We start from the raw sequence: 15,876 nt of genomic DNA, 5'->3' as shown, positions 1-15,876 counted from the left end.
TATAAATCCCATTATAACACAAACGAAACGGCTGTCGAAGTACAGCCGTTTCCGTATTTGATTCTAATGATCCCGCTTCATGAGATAATCGGCGATCTCCAACAGCCGGCTAGGGTCAGTGAAACCGCCGTCCAGCACGGCTTTCCGGGCTGTCATCGTCAATCTCTCCACCTCGGATTTCGAAGCCTCAATCCCGATAAAAAACGGATATGTGACTTTTTGCTGCTCGATATCACTTCCTGTTTTTTTACCAAGTTTGCCTTCGTCGCCGATCAGATCCAGAATATCGTCCTGAACCTGGAAGGCCAGTCCAATATTTGTTCCGAATTCCCGCAGGGCGTTCAGCTGCTGCTCATTCGCACCCGCGATCCGTCCTCCCGCCAAGAGCGAGAAGATAAACAGATCACCAGTCTTGTGCTCATGAATGTAACGAAGCTGCTCCAGGCTGGTTAAGCCTTGTTCACCCTCCATATCGGCCACTTGACCGCCAACCATCCCACGTGGACCGGCCATTTCAGCCAGTTCCTCTACGATGGCAAGCGAGCTCTCCGCCGGAATACCATGACGCCGTGTGGCTTGTACAATGCTGTAGAACGCGTGGGTCAGTAGTGCATCTCCGGCCAAGATGGCTGTCGCTTCACCGAACACCTTGTGATTCGTCAACTTACCGCGCCGGTAATCATCATTGTCCATAGCTGGCAGGTCATCATGCACTAGTGAATACGTATGTACCATTTCGATGGCAGCAGCTACAGGCAGCGCAGCAGAGCGTGATCCACCCAGTGCTTCACAAGCCGCGACGACAAGCAGTGGCCGCAGGCGTTTGCCCCCGGCCATCAGCGAATACTGCATCGCCTTATGCAAGTTATCAGGAACAAACCATGCCTCAGGGATGGTTGTCTCCAGTTCAGTCGTGACCAGATCATTAATTATCGCAATATAGGACTCAATGGGTTCCCGCAGGGGCTCCCCGGCGATCCCTTCGGGATTGCTGTCAAAAGGACTCATCGCTGACCCCTTCCAGACCGCCAAACGGCTTCTTGCGCAGTTCGCCGTCTTCTTCTACAATCATCTCAATCTTGCGTTCTACCTGCTCCAGCTTGTTGCCGCACAGCTGGGACAGTTTCATACCCTGCTGAAATAAATCGATGGCCTTTTCCAGGGGGACATCGCCGTGCTCAAGCTCCCGCACGATTTCCTCCAGACGGTCCATTGCTCCTTCAAAATCCAGTTCCGCTTCCTTTGTCATCGTCTTTGCCATCCTCCTTCATTCCCCATACCTGGCAATTCAGTTCACCATCATTCAGCTTGACCACCACAAGGTCGCCGAGTGCTACATCGTTCAGCGATTTGACCAAGTGCTGTTGTCCTTCGTCGTAGACGAGGCTGTAGCCTCTCGACATAACTTTGAGCGGGCTTAGCGCGTCGAGGTGGCGCATTTCCGCCACAAATCTCGAACGCTTGTCCCGCAGCCGTGCCCCCATAGCGCCGATCAGTTCACGGCGCAAGCCTTCGGCGCGCTGCCTGGCGGCGATCACGCCGTCACGCGGGTGGAAGCGCTGCAGGCTGTGCCGCAGCACCGCTTCCCGCTCCCGCGCGCGCCCTAAGCGCGCATCTGTCGCGTTTGCGAGCCGCTGGCGCAGCATGTCGAGCTGCTGCGCATGCTGCAGCAGATACCGGCGCGGGTTGACCAGCACCGGCGACCGCTGCAGCGAAGCCAGCCGCTCGCGTCCGCGCTGGGCGCGCCGCTGCAGCCCTTGGCGCAGCCTGCGCTGCTGCTGGCGAAGCTGCGCCGCCAGCTCGGCGGCATGCGGCACCGCCAGCTCAGCCGCAGCTGTAGGCGTCGCCGCGCGGAGATCGGCGGCGAAGTCGGCAATCGTGAAGTCGGTCTCGTGGCCAACGGCCGAGATGACCGGGATATTCGATGCCGCAATCGCACGGGCGACGATCTCTTCGTTGAACGCCCAGAGCTCCTCCAGGGAGCCTCCGCCGCGCCCAACGATTAGCACGTCAGCTTCACCCATCTCGTTCAGGGTCTTGATCGCCTTTACGATGGAAGGCGCAGCGCCTTTGCCCTGCACTGTCACCGGATACAGTACAACCGCGGCTTGCGGGTATCTTCGCTGAAGTGTAATCATAATATCCCGCACAGCTGCGCCGGTCGGAGAAGTTACAACCCCGATGCAGCGGGGCATCCTTGGCAGTGGAGACTTGCGTTCCGCCGCGAATAATCCCTCCTGCTCTAGCTTCGCCTTCAGCTGTTCATAAGCAAGATACAGACTGCCGATGCCATCTGGCTGCATGTGTGTTGCATAGAACTGGTATTGCCCATCCCGCTCATATACAGTCACATTGCCCCTGGCAATGACCCGCGAGCCTTCCTTCGGTACAAAGGGGAGTCGCTGATTATGGGACGCGAACATGATCGCCTTGATTCGGCTGCTCTCATCCTTCAGAGTGAAATACATATGTCCGCTGCCGTGATGTGTAAAGTTGGAGATTTCACCACGTATCCATACATCCGACAGAAGATGATCCGAGTCCAGCTTCATGCGGATGTAACGGTTAAGTTCCTTAATGGAATAGACTTGCCGCTCTGCCGCCATGATTTCTACCTATTCCAGTCCGTGACGGCGTTTAGCTGCAATCAGCGTATTCCCCATCAGCATTGTAATCGTCATAGGGCCCACACCACCCGGTACAGGTGTAATATGGCCAGCAACTTCTTTCGCGCTTTCATAGTCAACATCCCCGGCAAGTTTGCCAGAATCCAAACGGTTCATACCAACATCAATGACGATAGCGCCTGGCTTAACATAGGATGCATCAATGAAATTAGCACGTCCAATCGCAACTACCAGGATATCAGCTTGGCGGCTGAGTTCCACAATGTTGGCTGTACGGGAATGACACATGGTCACTGTAGCATTCTCACGTTGCAATAGCAGGGATACCGGCTTGCCGACAATATTACTGCGACCGATGACCACGGCATGCTTGCCGGAGATCTCGATTCCTGTACGCTTGATCAACTCTATGACACCAGCAGGTGTACATGGAAGAAGGCTATCATCGCCAATAACCAGATTACCCACATTCACCGGATGGAAACCGTCAACATCCTTCTCCACAGCAATCGCATCAATAACGGCTTTTTCTTCGATATGTCCTGGCAATGGCAATTGCACCAGAATCCCGTCAATGTCGTCACGCTGATTCAACTGTTCTACCAGTGCCAGCAGCTCTTCCTGCGAAGTCGAGGCATCTAGTCTATGTACTTCGGAATGGAAGCCCAGACTAATACAGGATTTCTCCTTATTGCGCACATAAACCTGTGAAGCCGGATCTTCCCCTACAAGCACAACGGCAAGACCTGGCTTTACCCCGCGTTCCACAAGCCCAGCAACCTCCCGGGCAATGTCGATGCGAATTTCGTCGGATACTTGTTTACCACTGATGATTGCTGCTGTCATGAAAATCTCTCCTCTTTGGTAGGCTTTGGTTGATTTTATATTATAAATTGAACCTGTTTTGGGGCTCAAGTCAAAATCAGAGGTCAACATTAAAGTTCATTCCTGATTCTAAGATAATTCCTAGCTCTACACAAAACATGGCGTGCTCTCAAAAACCTGGCTTGCAAAGCGTTGCAAAATGCAGGGTCAGCTTGTCTCCTGAAGTCTACCGATGCATTCCTCGTGTCTACTGACAAAAGATCGATATCCTAAATAATGGTAATATCGTACCTTAAAAGTCGGGAATTTCGAGTGTAATGTATATTAAGAGCAATAACCGCACTTAATCTAAAAGATTCGCTTCTCTAAAGCTAAAGTGAACCATTTTAGGGGGCGATAATGCTCCTAAATCATACATTCGCCTGTTTCCCGCCTAATTAAGGGGCATTTTGGAGCTTATTTCCCACAGCGACCTTCAATAGTCCGTGGTTCCTCATATCTAAGTGATTCCTCACAGTCCATGGTTCCCCACAGCATCCTCACCTTAAATTACTTATTGGAGGTGATCAGCTTTAAGCGTGTCCAGTTCCTGGATCATTTTACCCAGTACCCCGTTCACGAACTTGCCGGAATCCTCGGTACCAAAGTGCTTGGCTAGATCAATCGCTTCGTTGACCGATACCTTGGCAGGCACATCGCTTGCGAATACCATTTCAAAAGTCGCCAGACGCAAAATCTGACGGTCCACCCGCGACAAACGGCTCATTTGCCAGCCCTTCAAGTAATACTCCAGCATGTCATCAATCGCTACCTTATGTTCCCATACGCCATTCACATGATCTACTACATAGTGCTTCAGTTCAATCTCATCGGTAATGACACGCTCCGTCTCATTCTCCTCCGAAGCCTCTTCCAGCAGCATTTCTACCGCTTCAGCACTGTCCACATCATTCATTTCCATTTGGTACAGGCTTTGTACAATAATCTCTCTCGCTAAACGTCTCTTCATGTGTTCCTCCTAAAATCTTGTTTCGCATATCTTTATTTTAAGCCCAAATTTAGCACATTCTATCCCTATATAGGACACAGATTATTACAACTGCGGCAGGAGTCTTCTCTCCACAAAAAAACCGCGTGATCTTTCTTCCGGGGCAACGAACATCAGCAAACCTACAATTCCTGCTTCGGGAGAAAGACTATCGCGGTTCATTTGAAAGGACGCCAGCGTCCAGACAACCACTCCACCAGCTCCTGCCATCTAACCAACAGAGACTGCGCGTGATCGTCCTTCCTTTTGCCAAGCGTATATCCGATGAACACTACCAGTGCAAAGAACAGCATATCCCAAAAACCGCTAATCAAATAAATCAAACCGAGAATGATCCCGAAGGTAACTCCGGCGATCCTACCCCCGTGACTTTCCCATACTTCTCTCCAGGACATAGGGGAAACCCACCTCTATTCCACTCGACTTTTGAAGCTTGGAGACTGTGACAGGTTGGCAATATATACGGACACATCCGCGACTGGTATGCCAGTCGTCTCCTGCACGAAATCGTGCACCTGACGCTGAACTTCCGTGGTCAGCAGCGGGAGCGAATGCTCTCCGTCCACCACCGCGCGGATCATGATTTCAAGACCCGCCTGAGAGACGCGAATACGCGACTTCAGGTCACGAATGCCTTTCACCTTGCCGGCAGCCTTAAGGCTGAGGTTCTCAATCGTTTCCATGGAGATCTGGATATCTCCGTACTCTGTGCGCTGATCCACCGAAGGCAGGGTTGCCCGGTCACGTCGCATCGAGATGTAGAAGAAACGAATGCTGAGCAAGAACAGGATCACCGCGATCGTGATCGCAACAATGTAGACTGCCGGCCCATCCTTAATCTCCACCGTTCTAGGGATGGCCCCGCTCAAGAGGAGGATGGCTATTGCAGATAATATTCCGATGCTAAGGCTGTAGATGAAGAGCAGAAGCCTGTCCAAAATTTTCGCCACGAGTCTCATAACCTCCTTAAATTAGAGTAAACCCTCGACGTTGCTGTCGGGGGTTTATAGAAGAACGGGTGGCTTTTATTTCACACGAACCACAGCTTCAACATCCTCGTTCTTTTCTACAGTGGTGCTCTTGAACTGCACATCATGAATATGAACATTGACTTCCACAACGGTAAGTCCAGTCATGGTCTCGATGGAACGCTTAACATTGCGCTGAATCTCCGCAGCTACTTCAGGAAGACGGTTGCCGTACTCGATGATTACGGATACATCTACCGCAGCCTCGCGTTGTCCAACCTCTACCTTTACACCTTTGGACAGGTTCTTACGTCCGAGAAGTTCCACAATACCTCCGGCAAATCCACCGCTCATGCCGGCCACACCTTTAACTTCTACGGTTGCCAAACCTGCGATTACCTCGATTACTTCCGGGGCGATTTGGATTTCACCGATTTCAGTCCGTTCAAATTCCGTCGGCAATGTACTCATATTAGCCTTCACACCTTTCAACATGTTGTTCATGATTTCAAGCTTAAAGCACGTCTCTTATTAAACATACTATATCATTTGGCGAACTTTATGACAAACAAAGTACAGTCGTCCTAAACTTCATACTCTTCCAGGAATTTGATATCAAAGTTCCCATCCAAGAACACAGGATGTTCGAGCAGTTTTTGATGGAACGGAATAGTCGTATGGATTCCTTCCACCGCGAACTCGCCCAGGGCGCGCTTCATCTTCGCAATGGCTTCCTGACGGGTTGGTGCCCAGACAATCAGCTTTGCAATCATGGAATCATAGAAAGGCGAAATGGTATACCCAGGATAAGCGCCGCTGTCTACGCGAACACCAAGACCTCCTGGTGGCAGATAGAAGCCGATTTTGCCCGGAGAAGGCATGAAATTCTTCTCAGGATCTTCGGCATTGATTCGGCATTCGATGGACCAGCCGTCAATGACAATATCCTCTTGCTTGAATGAAAGCGGATTGCCTTCAGCAACAGAAATCATTTCCTTGATCAGGTCAACACCGGTAACCATTTCAGTAACTGGGTGTTCGACTTGAATCCGGGTGTTCATTTCCATGAAATAGAATTTACCATCCGGTCCGAGTAGAAATTCCAGTGTACCTGCTCCGGAATAGTTCACGGCAAGCGCTGCACGTACGGCTGCATTACCCATAGCCTCACGAATTTCCGGTGTCAGTACGGCGCAAGGCGCTTCCTCCACCAGTTTCTGACGACGGCGCTGCACGGAGCAGTCCCGTTCACCCAGATGGACCACATTTCCATGCTTATCGGCAATAATCTGTATCTCAACATGCTTCATTCCCGTCAGGAATTTCTCCAGATAGACTCCGGCGTTGCCGAAGGCCTTCTGTGCTTCCTGCTGGGCTGCAGTAATCTGCTTCACCAGGGATTCTTCATCCTCAGCAATCCGGATGCCCTTGCCTCCGCCGCCCGCTGTTGCCTTGACGATGATCGGATACCCGATCTCACGGCCCAGCGCTATAGCTTCCTCTACATCACCCACAAGGCCATCAGAACCCGGGATGACCGGAACTCCGGCCTGCTTCATGGTGTCTTTCGCCACAGCCTTGTCACCCATACGCGTAATCGCTTCCGGGGAAGGCCCGATAAATGTAATGTTGCAAGACTCGCAAATCTCAGCAAAGTCAGCGTTCTCCGCGAGAAAACCGTATCCCGGATGGATCGCATCGCATTCGGTCAACGTGGCAACACTCATAATATTTGTAAAGTTCAGATAGCTGTCCTTGGATGGCATTGGTCCAATGCAGTAGGCCTCATCTGCCAACCGGACATGCAGTGAGTCCCTGTCGGGCTCGGAATAGACTGCCACGGTGGAAATGCCGAGTTCACGACAGGCCCGAATAATGCGGACCGCTATTTCTCCACGGTTGGCAATCAGCACTTTTTGAATGTTCATGCGTTTCCTCCCAAAAGTATTGCGGAGCCTTAAGCTCCGCATGATTTACAGCATATTATTCCGGTTTGACCAAGAACAATGGCTGGCCGTATTCCACAAGCTGGCCGTTCTCGACCAAGACGGATACGATTTCGCCTTTCACTTCTGCTTCCAGTTCATTCATCAGCTTCATAGCTTCGATAATGCACACTGTTGTCTTGGCATTGACACGGTCGCCGACAGATACAAACGACGGCGTTTCAGGAGATGCGGCACTATAGAAGGTACCCACCATCGGAGACACGATTGTATGTAGTGTACTTTCTGCAGGAGTAGACGGAGTCTGCACCTGACCAGGTGTCTCGATCACAGTCGGCTGCACCGCTGGTTGTTGCGGAACAGGCTGTTGCAGAACAGGCTGCGTCAGAGGATAGGCATAAGGAACCGCTGTTCCGTCGGCCTCAGGGCGGTTCGGTTTGCGGATAGCCAGTTTCATTCCTTCGTTCTCAATCTCCAGCTCATGTACGGAGGATGTCTGGTCCAGCAATTTGATCAATTCCTTAATTTCGCTTAATTTGAACATAAAATCAGTTCACTCCTTCAGCTTTCTCTCGAAACCGCTCTTCTTCGCGGACAAGATAACTTTAAGTATTATATCATAAACGCTAGAAATGGAAAGAGCCCGGGATAACCCGAGCAATTTCGCTATTTTCTTTGCTTTTTTTTCATAGCTTATTGCTGAGAGATGTACTGTACGCTGACCTTGTCTTGTGTAACGCTAAGTTCTTTCATGACCAGGTCCACAATGCCCACCGCTTGCTTCACATCCAGCTTGTCACTCAGAACGATCACTTTGTAGAAATTGTTGCTGTCTTCCTTGACGACGGCTTCCCCATATTTTTGCTGGAGTTGCTCTTCGATGGCAGTTATTTTGGATTCTTTCTCTTCTAACGCACTAAGCTGCTGCTGAGCTACAGCGTTCTCAGCCGGTGTTTTATCCATGTCATTGATCATAGCCATCAGATCCCGTTGCTGCTTCACATTCTTTTGCTCACGCTCGTACAAGTAGTTGTTGAAGAAACTGCTTGCGGAGACACTTTGGGAGGCGACTTCGTCCAGAATATCAGCATCTTTTTTAGCTGATGTTTTCTCGCCTGCTGCGGTTTTCTTATCGGCACTCTTGTCGCTGCCGCTCTTGCTGTCAGCAGTTGATTTGTTACCGTCAGTGTTTATATCCGTTGCAGACGATTTATCGGCTGTTTTGTCTGAAGCACCGGATTTTACCGATTCATTATTCTTGTTATCAGTAGCCTTGCTGCTGTCTCCTGTAGTCGCTGCTGTGCTGTCATCTAATGTTGCAGGGTCCTGTACAGCATTCTGAGCGGTAGTTCCCCCATCGCCGGTAACATCACCTTGTGTCACAACTTCATTAACCTCGAAGCCTTTATCAAGCGCATTATTGGGAGAGTTTCCCTTAGCTGCGCCATCCACCTGCATGCTGCCTGCCGTCTCCTTTGGAACCGAAGCACCGGAGTCCTCTGTGAACAAATAATATGCGGATAATACCACCATCAAGCTGAGCATCGATACTAACCAAATCGTTTGTCTTTTGCCGTTCATTCCTTATTCCTCCTTTTATGCTTTCCTTCTTCTATTCCTGCTTGCGCGGAACTACAGAGATCTTGTAGCTAGGTACATTCAGTCCTTTCTGAACGGCTTGCTCAATCAAGCCCCGAACGACCTTGTTCTCTGCTCCTTTGGCTACCACCAGCACACCGCGCACCTGAGGTTTGAGCCGCTTGGTTATGATCGGGGTCTGATCCCCGGACTGAGAGTAGGTTACGATCTCGCCGTCCCTTGTGTACTGTGTCGTATGGCGTTTTCCCCCGTTGGCATCCGTCTCTTCACTAAGCTGCTGAGAGTCTTTGACATCTCGCTGCACGACGATCTCCTCGGTAGAATCAACGGTAACCATAATATCCACTGTCCCCACACCGACGATTTTCTCCAGAATTTCCTTGGTGCGGTCCTCCATGGCTTGTTCTATGCTGGAAAAAGAATTTGCTGCCCCAGGATCAGCCTGCTGGATTGTAGCTTGTGAACTGCCGGTACTGGGCGGCTCCCGGCCCGTATTCTCACTGTCGAGCTTCTTCACATTCACAAAAGAATTGAAGAGCATAATCGCCGCGCCCAGCAAGCCCAGAATAATCAGCCAGCGGAATGTATGACTCCGCTTTGGGCTTCCCGCTCCACCCCCGGCCCACTGTTCCAGCTTTTTCAACCAATTTCCCATCCCTGTAACCCCCCTTCATTGTTTGGCATACTCTTCATTCTTCGCCTTACAACTTCTTGTCGCTTACGTTTTGATCTTGTATGTGGATGACCTCCGGATTAAGGTCCCATTTTTGCTTTAGCAGTTCAGTGATTGACTTCGCTTCTTTCGATGACTCTCCGCTCTCTTCGACACTGCCCTTTGCTCCCGCCTGTCCGGTCTGGGATGGCACTGCACTTGGTGTGCCCCCTATAGATACCTCTACGGCTTCCACAGGAGGGATGACAATCGGCTGGGAGACTGCTGCGCCGGAGGCACCTCCCTTCCCTGCCTCCGTCCCTGAGGGGGAAGGGGCTGCAGGCAGCGCTACCGTTACGCCTGAAATCATCGGGACATCCTCGCCGCTGCCCTCAGGGGGCTTGCCCATGGCCAGCGAGACAGTCACGCGAACACCTCGGACGCTTGTCTCGCTGATAATCTGCTCTCGCATCTGTCCTGCTACTTCCTCAGCCGCCAGCTTGAGGCTCTGCTCCTGACGGCCCTGGGCTAACTTCTGTCCGTCCGCCAAAATTTTCTCCAACGAATCTTCCCCTTTACCTGTGCTTGAGAACAGGCCACCAGTCTTCTCCTGCTGGCCTATCGCCATGCTTAGCTCCTTGGCAGCGTCTCCCTTCAACAAGGAAACGACGGGGTTCAGCAGAGTGAGTAGGATCAACAGGCTGAGCACCAGTCTGGCATAACGCTCCATAGATTTGCTTGGAAGGAGCAACTCCACGAAAGCAGCCAGCAGCACCACAAGGATGATCTCACGCAGCCAATCGCTTAACCAGGTCATTGTCTCCCTCCCAAAAGTGTGTTACATGTCCAGTACCCCTGAAATCCTTAGCTACAATCTGGGTTCAGAGACACCAATCTACACTCACCTCATCATTACCGTGACATTGCCTGCGGTCAGCATAATGGTGACGGCCAGGAAGAACATGAGCGAGACCGCAGCCAAGGCGGCGAACACATACACCATACTTTTTCCAATGGTCTGCAGGCAGGATACAATCGGTGTCTCGCCGAGCGGCTGCATCACAGCAGCAGCAACATTGTAGATGAGAGCAAGCACCAGGATTTTGATCGCCGGGAATGCACAGAGGAACAAAATAATGATGACTCCCGACAACCCAATGGCGTTCTTCACCAGCAGTGAAGCGGAGATGACGGTGTCCGTAGCATCCGCGAACATTTTGCCGATGACCGGAACGAAATTTCCCGTTATATACTTTGCAGCCCTGATCGTAACCCCGTCAGTGACCGAGCTGGTAATGCCCCTGACGGATATGACGCCCAGAAACACAGTCAGCAGTACCCCCAGCAGCCCGGCACCGATATTGCGCAGCAGATTGGCCAGTTGGGTAAGCTTGTATTTCTCGGACAGCGAGCTGACCAGATGCAGCACGGCCGAGAAGAATAGCAGCGGGAAAACCACAGTGTGAATTAAGGTACCAACCGTATGGATCATGAACACGATCAATGGATGCGTGACTGAGACTGTGATGATATTCCCCATGGAAGCAAGAAGCGCGAAGAGCAGCGGAATCATCGCCATCATGAAATCAATCATCTTATCGATCGCATCCTTGGCATAACCGATAGCAATATTGAAACTGTTGACGGCAATGACGAGCACTACCATATAACAGAGGGTATACGCGACTTTACTGACGGTTTTACGTTCAAAAGCGGTCTGTAGCGTCTCCAGAATCATACTCATCACACTGATCATGACAATGGTGACGAGGAGCTTGCCGTTATAGAGTACCTCGTGCCACATGTACCCTCCCAGGCCTGACAGCACCCCTTTCATGCTGAGTCCCTTGTCTCCTGGTAGCAGCATATCCATAAGGGTAGGGGTGGCCCCGTCCGGGAAGAATCCGCCGTAATCCTTCATCAGCTGATCCCAGTATTGGTCGACTTTGTCCTTGGGGAGACTCTCCACCTGGCTTTTCACCCATTGATCCACCGGTGTTGAGTTCCCATCAGGAGAGGATGCTGGCGAAGCAGCGGCGCTCCCGGCACACCACAGCATCAGGAGGCAGGGGAGCAGAAGCAGTATGCGTTTGAACGGTGGAGGGCGAAACTTGCGGCGTTCCGGCATGACTTCTCCTCCCTGTCCCTGTTTCGCGTTCGTAGTTCTTTAAGACCCTATGCGGGTAAAAGCTTCATAACCGTTTCGATGATAATGCTAATGATGGGCACGGCCAGCACCATGATCAGTATTTTTCCGGCTAGCTCAATCTTTGAGGCAATCGACTCCTGGCCTGCATCACGCACCACCTGAGCGCCAAATTCGGCAATGTAGGAAATCCCGATAATTTTGAATATGGTCTTTAAGTAGATCATTTCCATGCCAGAGGATTCGGCGATCCGCTCCAGTGTGGAGAGAACCATCCCGATTTTTCCAATCAGGAACAGAAAGATCAGAACACCTGTGGCAGCTGTGAGCAGGAAGGCGAACATCGGCTTTTGTTCCTTCAGGACGAGTATCAATATGGTCGACATGAGCCCGATCCCTACAACTTGAATGATCTCCATGACACGCCGCGCCTAATGAAAAAGAAAGATCGTTTTGATTTCCTGGAGCAATCCGTCCAGCATTCGGATAACCATGAACAGCACGACAACGAACCCGATGACTGTGACCCAATGGGCGATATCCTCTTTACCCATCTGCTTCAACACGGTATGAATCATGGCGATGATGATGCCAATGCCGGCAATTTGGAAGATGGCATTCACTTCAATATTCATTCCTGGCACCTCGCTAAAAGATCAAAATGACGATCAATGCTCCAAGCAGCAGACCCAGGCTTTTGCTCATAGTTTCGTATTTGCCTTGATCCTCTCTGGCCGCTGTCTCTTCCTGCTTCAATTGCTGCAAAGCCAGCGCGATATGGTTGCTCTGGTTCGACCTGTCGCTTGTGCCAAGCGTACAGCTTAGCTGCCTCATAATCTCTTTCTCCGCTACCTTCAACGCTGCGGCCTTCCAGTGAACCTCCATCGCCCGGCCGAAGGCCTCCTCTGCGCTGCGATCATGCGGCGGTGACATTTCCTCGGCAGCTTGGACGAACAAGGCTCGCAGCGGTTCCTTGCACTGCTGTCCGATCCGCCGCAGCGCTTCCGGCAATGGTGTAAAGCCGTACATAATCTCCGTCTCCAGTCGCTGCAGGGCGGCGATCAGGCCACGGATATTCCGGGGGCGGTCGGCATACTGCCTGGCCCGTTGGAACCCGGCCAGTGTGCCGGCTAACACGACCAGCACGGCGCCGAACAGTTTAAGCATGGCGTTCACCGCCTATCCGCTCCCCCGGGGAGCTTGGCAGCAGCGCGCGTTTCTGACCGTCCAGGATGCGGAAGGATAGTCCCGCCTCACCGCGGCGCAGAATCACATAACGCTCAAACATCTTGTGCTCGATCAGGCTACCTAATCCCGGTCTGCGGGCCAGCTCGGCCACTTCCTTACCGTGAGCGGAAGCCACGACCGTGATGCCTGCGTGCAGTGCTTCAGTTACCGCTTCGGCATCCTCCGGACGGCCAATCTCATCAGCAATAATGACGTCTGGAGAAAGCGAGCGAATCATCATCATCATTCCTTCCGCTTTGGGGCAGCCGTCCAAAATGTCGGTGCGTGGGCCTACATCGAAGGCGGGAATTCCGCGTCTGCTCCCTGCAATCTCGGATCGTTCATCGACGATACCAACCTTGAGACCTTGCCGGACTCCATCCTGTCTGTTCTGACTACCGCCTGAGATTTGTCTGGCGAGATCGCGCAGCAGTGTAGTCTTGCCATGCTGGGGCGGGGAAAGGATCAGCGTATGCAGCACCCGCATTCGACCTTTGTCCAGCAGATAAGGCAGCACCGCGTCCGCCACACCTGGTACCTCACGTGCGATGCGCACATTGAATCCGGTGATATCGCGCAAATGCTCGACACCGCCCCCGCTAAGCACCGTTCGCCCAGCCAGTCCAATTCGATGCCCTCCAGGAATCGTAATGAAGCCCTTTCGCAGCTCTTCTTCCATCGTATACAAGGAATGGTTGCTGATCAGATCCAGCAACCGATGGCTGTCCTCGCGATCCGGCCGATAAGCTTCGCCTGGCTTTTGTGTGAGGCTACCATCGCCGCTTAGAAAGTGGTACTTGCCGGAATAGTTGATTTCGAGCGGCCGGCCTTCGCGGACCCGGATTTCCTCTACCGCCGATAAAAGCTGTAAGGGAAGGCTTTTTAGCAACACTCTTACTTTTTCAGGGAATAAGTGAAGCCACTCATTTGCCATACACGCTACCCCCAAGTTGTCCTCTACTTCTTCTGCTTTAATTCATATTTATGCTTGTACCGGTCAAATATGACTATCATCTATCATTTTTTTAGAATTCCAATTAAGAGAAAGGCAACACCGCAACCAATCCAGCCTAGCTTGCCCCAAGACAGTTCCTGTGCCATCCCGGTGAGTCCAATCGTCGTGGTTAGAATTAGGATCGTGGGGCCTACTAAAGCCAGTGTAGAATTAACGGCCAGTGCCTTATCCACCTGATTAAGCCGCAGCATAATCAGCGCAGCTATAATCTCGGCGCTCCCGGACAACATTCTAAGTACTGCCATCCAACTTACATACTTGTCCAAATCTGTTCATCTCCTTTTGACAAGATTAATAACACTCCTACTTCCTTGGAATCATCTACTTCAAGCCATTATTCATGGATATGCGGGACAGGCACGGATTAGACAGGAAAGATAGGGAAGATTAAGGGGAGGATTGTGAAACAAATCATAGTGATCATCTCGATAAGAAAATATCATCGGTATGATAAATTTATTTTTACACGAGAAAAAAAGAGGGGATCATCATTATGCATGTTCGAAGTTTATGGGCAGGACTAACTGGCGCAGTTGCTGTGAAGCGGGCGCGAGAAGTGGTAATTATTATTATCTCGGCCTTCTTGGTCGCCAGCGGACTGCGTCTGTTTCTGATTCCGCACCAGTTGTTAAGTGGAGGTATAGCCGGGGCAGCATCGGTAGTCGGGTATCTAACCAATCCGAAATATATCACTATATTTTATTTTGCAATGAACTTACCGATTTTGGTGTGGGGCTTTATCGCTGTGGGCAAGAAGTATATCTGTCTAAGCATGCTCTCGGTGGTGGCTACAACCTGGTTCATGACGATTATTCCCGTGGTGAAATTGACCAAGGACCCGATTCTGGCCAGTATTTTCGGTGGGGTAATTATTGCCTGCGGGGTTGGATTCGCGCTGCGAGTCGGTGGTTCCTCCGGGGGATTTGATATTCTTGGCTCTATTATTACCCGTAAGCACGATATTCCGATGGGCTCGATCCTGTTCGTCATGGACGGGGTTGTGATTTTGAGTCTCGGTTTCTTCAAAAGCTGGGATTCGGCCCTGTATGCCATGCTCTGCATCTTCGTCAAAAGCCGGGTCGTGGATATGATTCACATCCGCCACATCAAACTGACCTGCTTCATCGTCACCAAGGAACGGGAGAAAATGCTGAACCGGCTCACCCTTCTGCCGCATGGGGTTACCGTAGTGAATGCGGAGGGTGGTTACAGTCATGAGGGCAACACCATGCTGATGACGGTCACAACCCGCTATGAGCTGTCGGAGCTTAGAAAGACGATCCTGGAGACTGATCCGAAAGCCTTCGTCAATGTGCTGGAGACGGTAGAGATTCTGGGCCGGTTCAGAAGGCTTGCCTAGCAGTGCGGAGTGATCCGATAGATTCAGATTCGAGTTTTTTCAAAGAGTGCAGCCGCTATATAGAACGTATTAAAAAACAAACATAGCCAAGAAAAAGAGAGCTTTATAAAAGGTTCAAAGTGTAATTAATGGCATTTTCGCACCTTAAATCCTCTGCAGCTAGGAGGTAGTGGAGATTAAGTGCAATATTGCACCTTAAATTCTTGAGAATACACTGTCCAGCATGCTTTTTCAAAAAATAAGATGCAATATTGCCCTTATTTCCCTAATTTGCTTTTATTGAAGAAAAATAAGGTACAAAAATGCTCTTAGTTGGGGAGTAGTCCCTCTTTTTCACTGTTAAGACGACTGATGAAGGGGAATGTAGCGCTTCTAGCGAAAAATCTGTTGACAGTCTAAATTCCGGCGCCAGCTCTCCTTATAGAAGGCTGCTTTCAGACGTGCTCTTTCAGGCGAGCACTTC

Annotated in this window: 20 protein-coding genes; 1 reads left to right on the top strand and 19 read right to left on the bottom strand. The window is 51.1% G+C overall.

Annotated elements, in window-relative coordinates; genetic code table 11:
• Positions 1-63 precede the first annotated feature (63 nt).
• From AC3Y23_RS03255 to AC3Y23_RS03165, 19 genes are all read right to left on the bottom strand, one after another.
• The gene (locus AC3Y23_RS03255) at positions 64-1,008 is read right to left on the bottom strand and encodes a polyprenyl synthetase family protein (protein ID WP_379195539.1); all 945 of its coding nucleotides are present in this window, start codon (positions 1,006-1,008) and stop codon (positions 64-66) included.
• Positions 995-1,249, bottom strand: a complete 255-nt coding sequence (xseB, locus tag AC3Y23_RS03250) for an exodeoxyribonuclease VII small subunit (protein ID WP_379195537.1) — start codon at positions 1,247-1,249, stop codon at positions 995-997. The genes AC3Y23_RS03255 and xseB overlap by 14 nt, the downstream gene beginning before the upstream one ends.
• Positions 1,221-2,606, bottom strand: a complete 1,386-nt coding sequence (gene xseA / locus AC3Y23_RS03245) for an exodeoxyribonuclease VII large subunit (protein ID WP_379195535.1) — start codon at positions 2,604-2,606, stop codon at positions 1,221-1,223. Before xseA ends, xseB begins: the two co-directional genes overlap by 29 nt.
• A gap of 9 nt (positions 2,607-2,615) precedes the next feature.
• Positions 2,616-3,473, bottom strand: a complete 858-nt coding sequence (gene folD, locus AC3Y23_RS03240) for a bifunctional methylenetetrahydrofolate dehydrogenase/methenyltetrahydrofolate cyclohydrolase FolD (protein ID WP_379195533.1) — start codon at positions 3,471-3,473, stop codon at positions 2,616-2,618.
• A gap of 532 nt (positions 3,474-4,005) precedes the next feature.
• Positions 4,006-4,461 carry a transcription antitermination factor NusB gene (gene nusB / locus AC3Y23_RS03235; protein ID WP_066363708.1) on the bottom strand — a complete coding sequence of 152 codons (456 nt, stop codon included), beginning with the start codon at positions 4,459-4,461 and terminating at the stop codon, positions 4,006-4,008.
• 197 nt (positions 4,462-4,658) lie between these two features.
• Positions 4,659-4,895 (bottom strand): DUF2273 domain-containing protein, encoded by a 237-nt coding sequence (locus AC3Y23_RS03230; RefSeq protein ID WP_379195530.1) that lies wholly within the window; start codon positions 4,893-4,895, stop codon positions 4,659-4,661.
• A gap of 15 nt (positions 4,896-4,910) precedes the next feature.
• A complete protein-coding gene (gene amaP / locus AC3Y23_RS03225; RefSeq protein ID WP_379195528.1) occupies positions 4,911-5,450 on the bottom strand; it encodes an alkaline shock response membrane anchor protein AmaP in 540 nt (179 codons plus the stop codon).
• Between the two features lie 75 nt (positions 5,451-5,525).
• Entirely contained in the window at positions 5,526-5,939 is a 414-nt protein-coding gene (locus AC3Y23_RS03220; protein WP_379195770.1) for an Asp23/Gls24 family envelope stress response protein, read from the bottom strand.
• Between the two features lie 113 nt (positions 5,940-6,052).
• Positions 6,053-7,396: an acetyl-CoA carboxylase biotin carboxylase subunit gene (gene accC / locus AC3Y23_RS03215; RefSeq protein ID WP_379195526.1), complete on the bottom strand. Its 1,344-nt coding sequence runs from the start codon at positions 7,394-7,396 to the stop codon at positions 6,053-6,055.
• Between the two features lie 55 nt (positions 7,397-7,451).
• Positions 7,452-7,958, bottom strand: coding sequence for an acetyl-CoA carboxylase biotin carboxyl carrier protein (accB, locus tag AC3Y23_RS03210; RefSeq protein ID WP_379195524.1), 507 nt, complete (start codon positions 7,956-7,958; stop codon positions 7,452-7,454).
• Between the two features lie 149 nt (positions 7,959-8,107).
• Positions 8,108-8,995, bottom strand: a complete 888-nt coding sequence (locus tag AC3Y23_RS03205) for a SpoIIIAH-like family protein (protein ID WP_379195522.1) — start codon at positions 8,993-8,995, stop codon at positions 8,108-8,110.
• Positions 8,996-9,026: 31 nt separating this feature from the next.
• Complete coding sequence (gene spoIIIAG, locus AC3Y23_RS03200) at positions 9,027-9,668, bottom strand: stage III sporulation protein AG (protein WP_379195520.1); 642 nt, start codon at positions 9,666-9,668, stop codon at positions 9,027-9,029.
• Between the two features lie 46 nt (positions 9,669-9,714).
• Complete coding sequence (gene spoIIIAF / locus AC3Y23_RS03195; protein ID WP_379195518.1) at positions 9,715-10,482, bottom strand: stage III sporulation protein AF; 768 nt, start codon at positions 10,480-10,482, stop codon at positions 9,715-9,717.
• 84 nt (positions 10,483-10,566) lie between these two features.
• A complete protein-coding gene (gene spoIIIAE, locus AC3Y23_RS03190; RefSeq protein ID WP_379195516.1) occupies positions 10,567-11,793 on the bottom strand; it encodes a stage III sporulation protein AE in 1,227 nt (408 codons plus the stop codon).
• Positions 11,794-11,840: 47 nt separating this feature from the next.
• Entirely contained in the window at positions 11,841-12,230 is a 390-nt protein-coding gene (gene spoIIIAD, locus AC3Y23_RS03185) for a stage III sporulation protein AD (RefSeq protein WP_379195514.1), read from the bottom strand.
• A 12-nt stretch (positions 12,231-12,242) separates the two neighbouring features.
• Positions 12,243-12,446 carry a stage III sporulation protein AC gene (gene spoIIIAC, locus AC3Y23_RS03180; RefSeq protein ID WP_379195512.1) on the bottom strand — a complete coding sequence of 68 codons (204 nt, stop codon included), beginning with the start codon at positions 12,444-12,446 and terminating at the stop codon, positions 12,243-12,245.
• A gap of 13 nt (positions 12,447-12,459) precedes the next feature.
• On the bottom strand, positions 12,460-12,978 hold the full coding sequence (spoIIIAB, locus tag AC3Y23_RS03175) for a stage III sporulation protein SpoIIIAB (protein ID WP_379195510.1): 519 nt from the start codon (positions 12,976-12,978) through the stop codon (positions 12,460-12,462).
• Positions 12,971-13,972: a stage III sporulation protein AA gene (gene spoIIIAA / locus AC3Y23_RS03170; protein ID WP_379195508.1), complete on the bottom strand. Its 1,002-nt coding sequence runs from the start codon at positions 13,970-13,972 to the stop codon at positions 12,971-12,973. The genes spoIIIAB and spoIIIAA overlap by 8 nt, the downstream gene beginning before the upstream one ends.
• Positions 13,973-14,055: 83 nt before the next feature.
• A complete protein-coding gene (locus tag AC3Y23_RS03165; protein WP_379195506.1) occupies positions 14,056-14,319 on the bottom strand; it encodes a YqhV family protein in 264 nt (87 codons plus the stop codon).
• 227 nt (positions 14,320-14,546) lie between these two features.
• Between AC3Y23_RS03165 and AC3Y23_RS03160 the strand changes: the two genes are divergently transcribed.
• On the top strand, positions 14,547-15,413 hold the full coding sequence (locus tag AC3Y23_RS03160; protein ID WP_379195504.1) for a YitT family protein: 867 nt from the start codon (positions 14,547-14,549) through the stop codon (positions 15,411-15,413).
• The last annotated feature ends 463 nt before the right edge of the window (positions 15,414-15,876 follow it).

The sequence above is a fragment of the Paenibacillus sp. MAHUQ-45 genome, from assembly GCF_058133325.1.
Note: the sequence above shows the minus strand (reverse complement) of the source record. Positions and strands in the feature narration are given on the sequence as shown.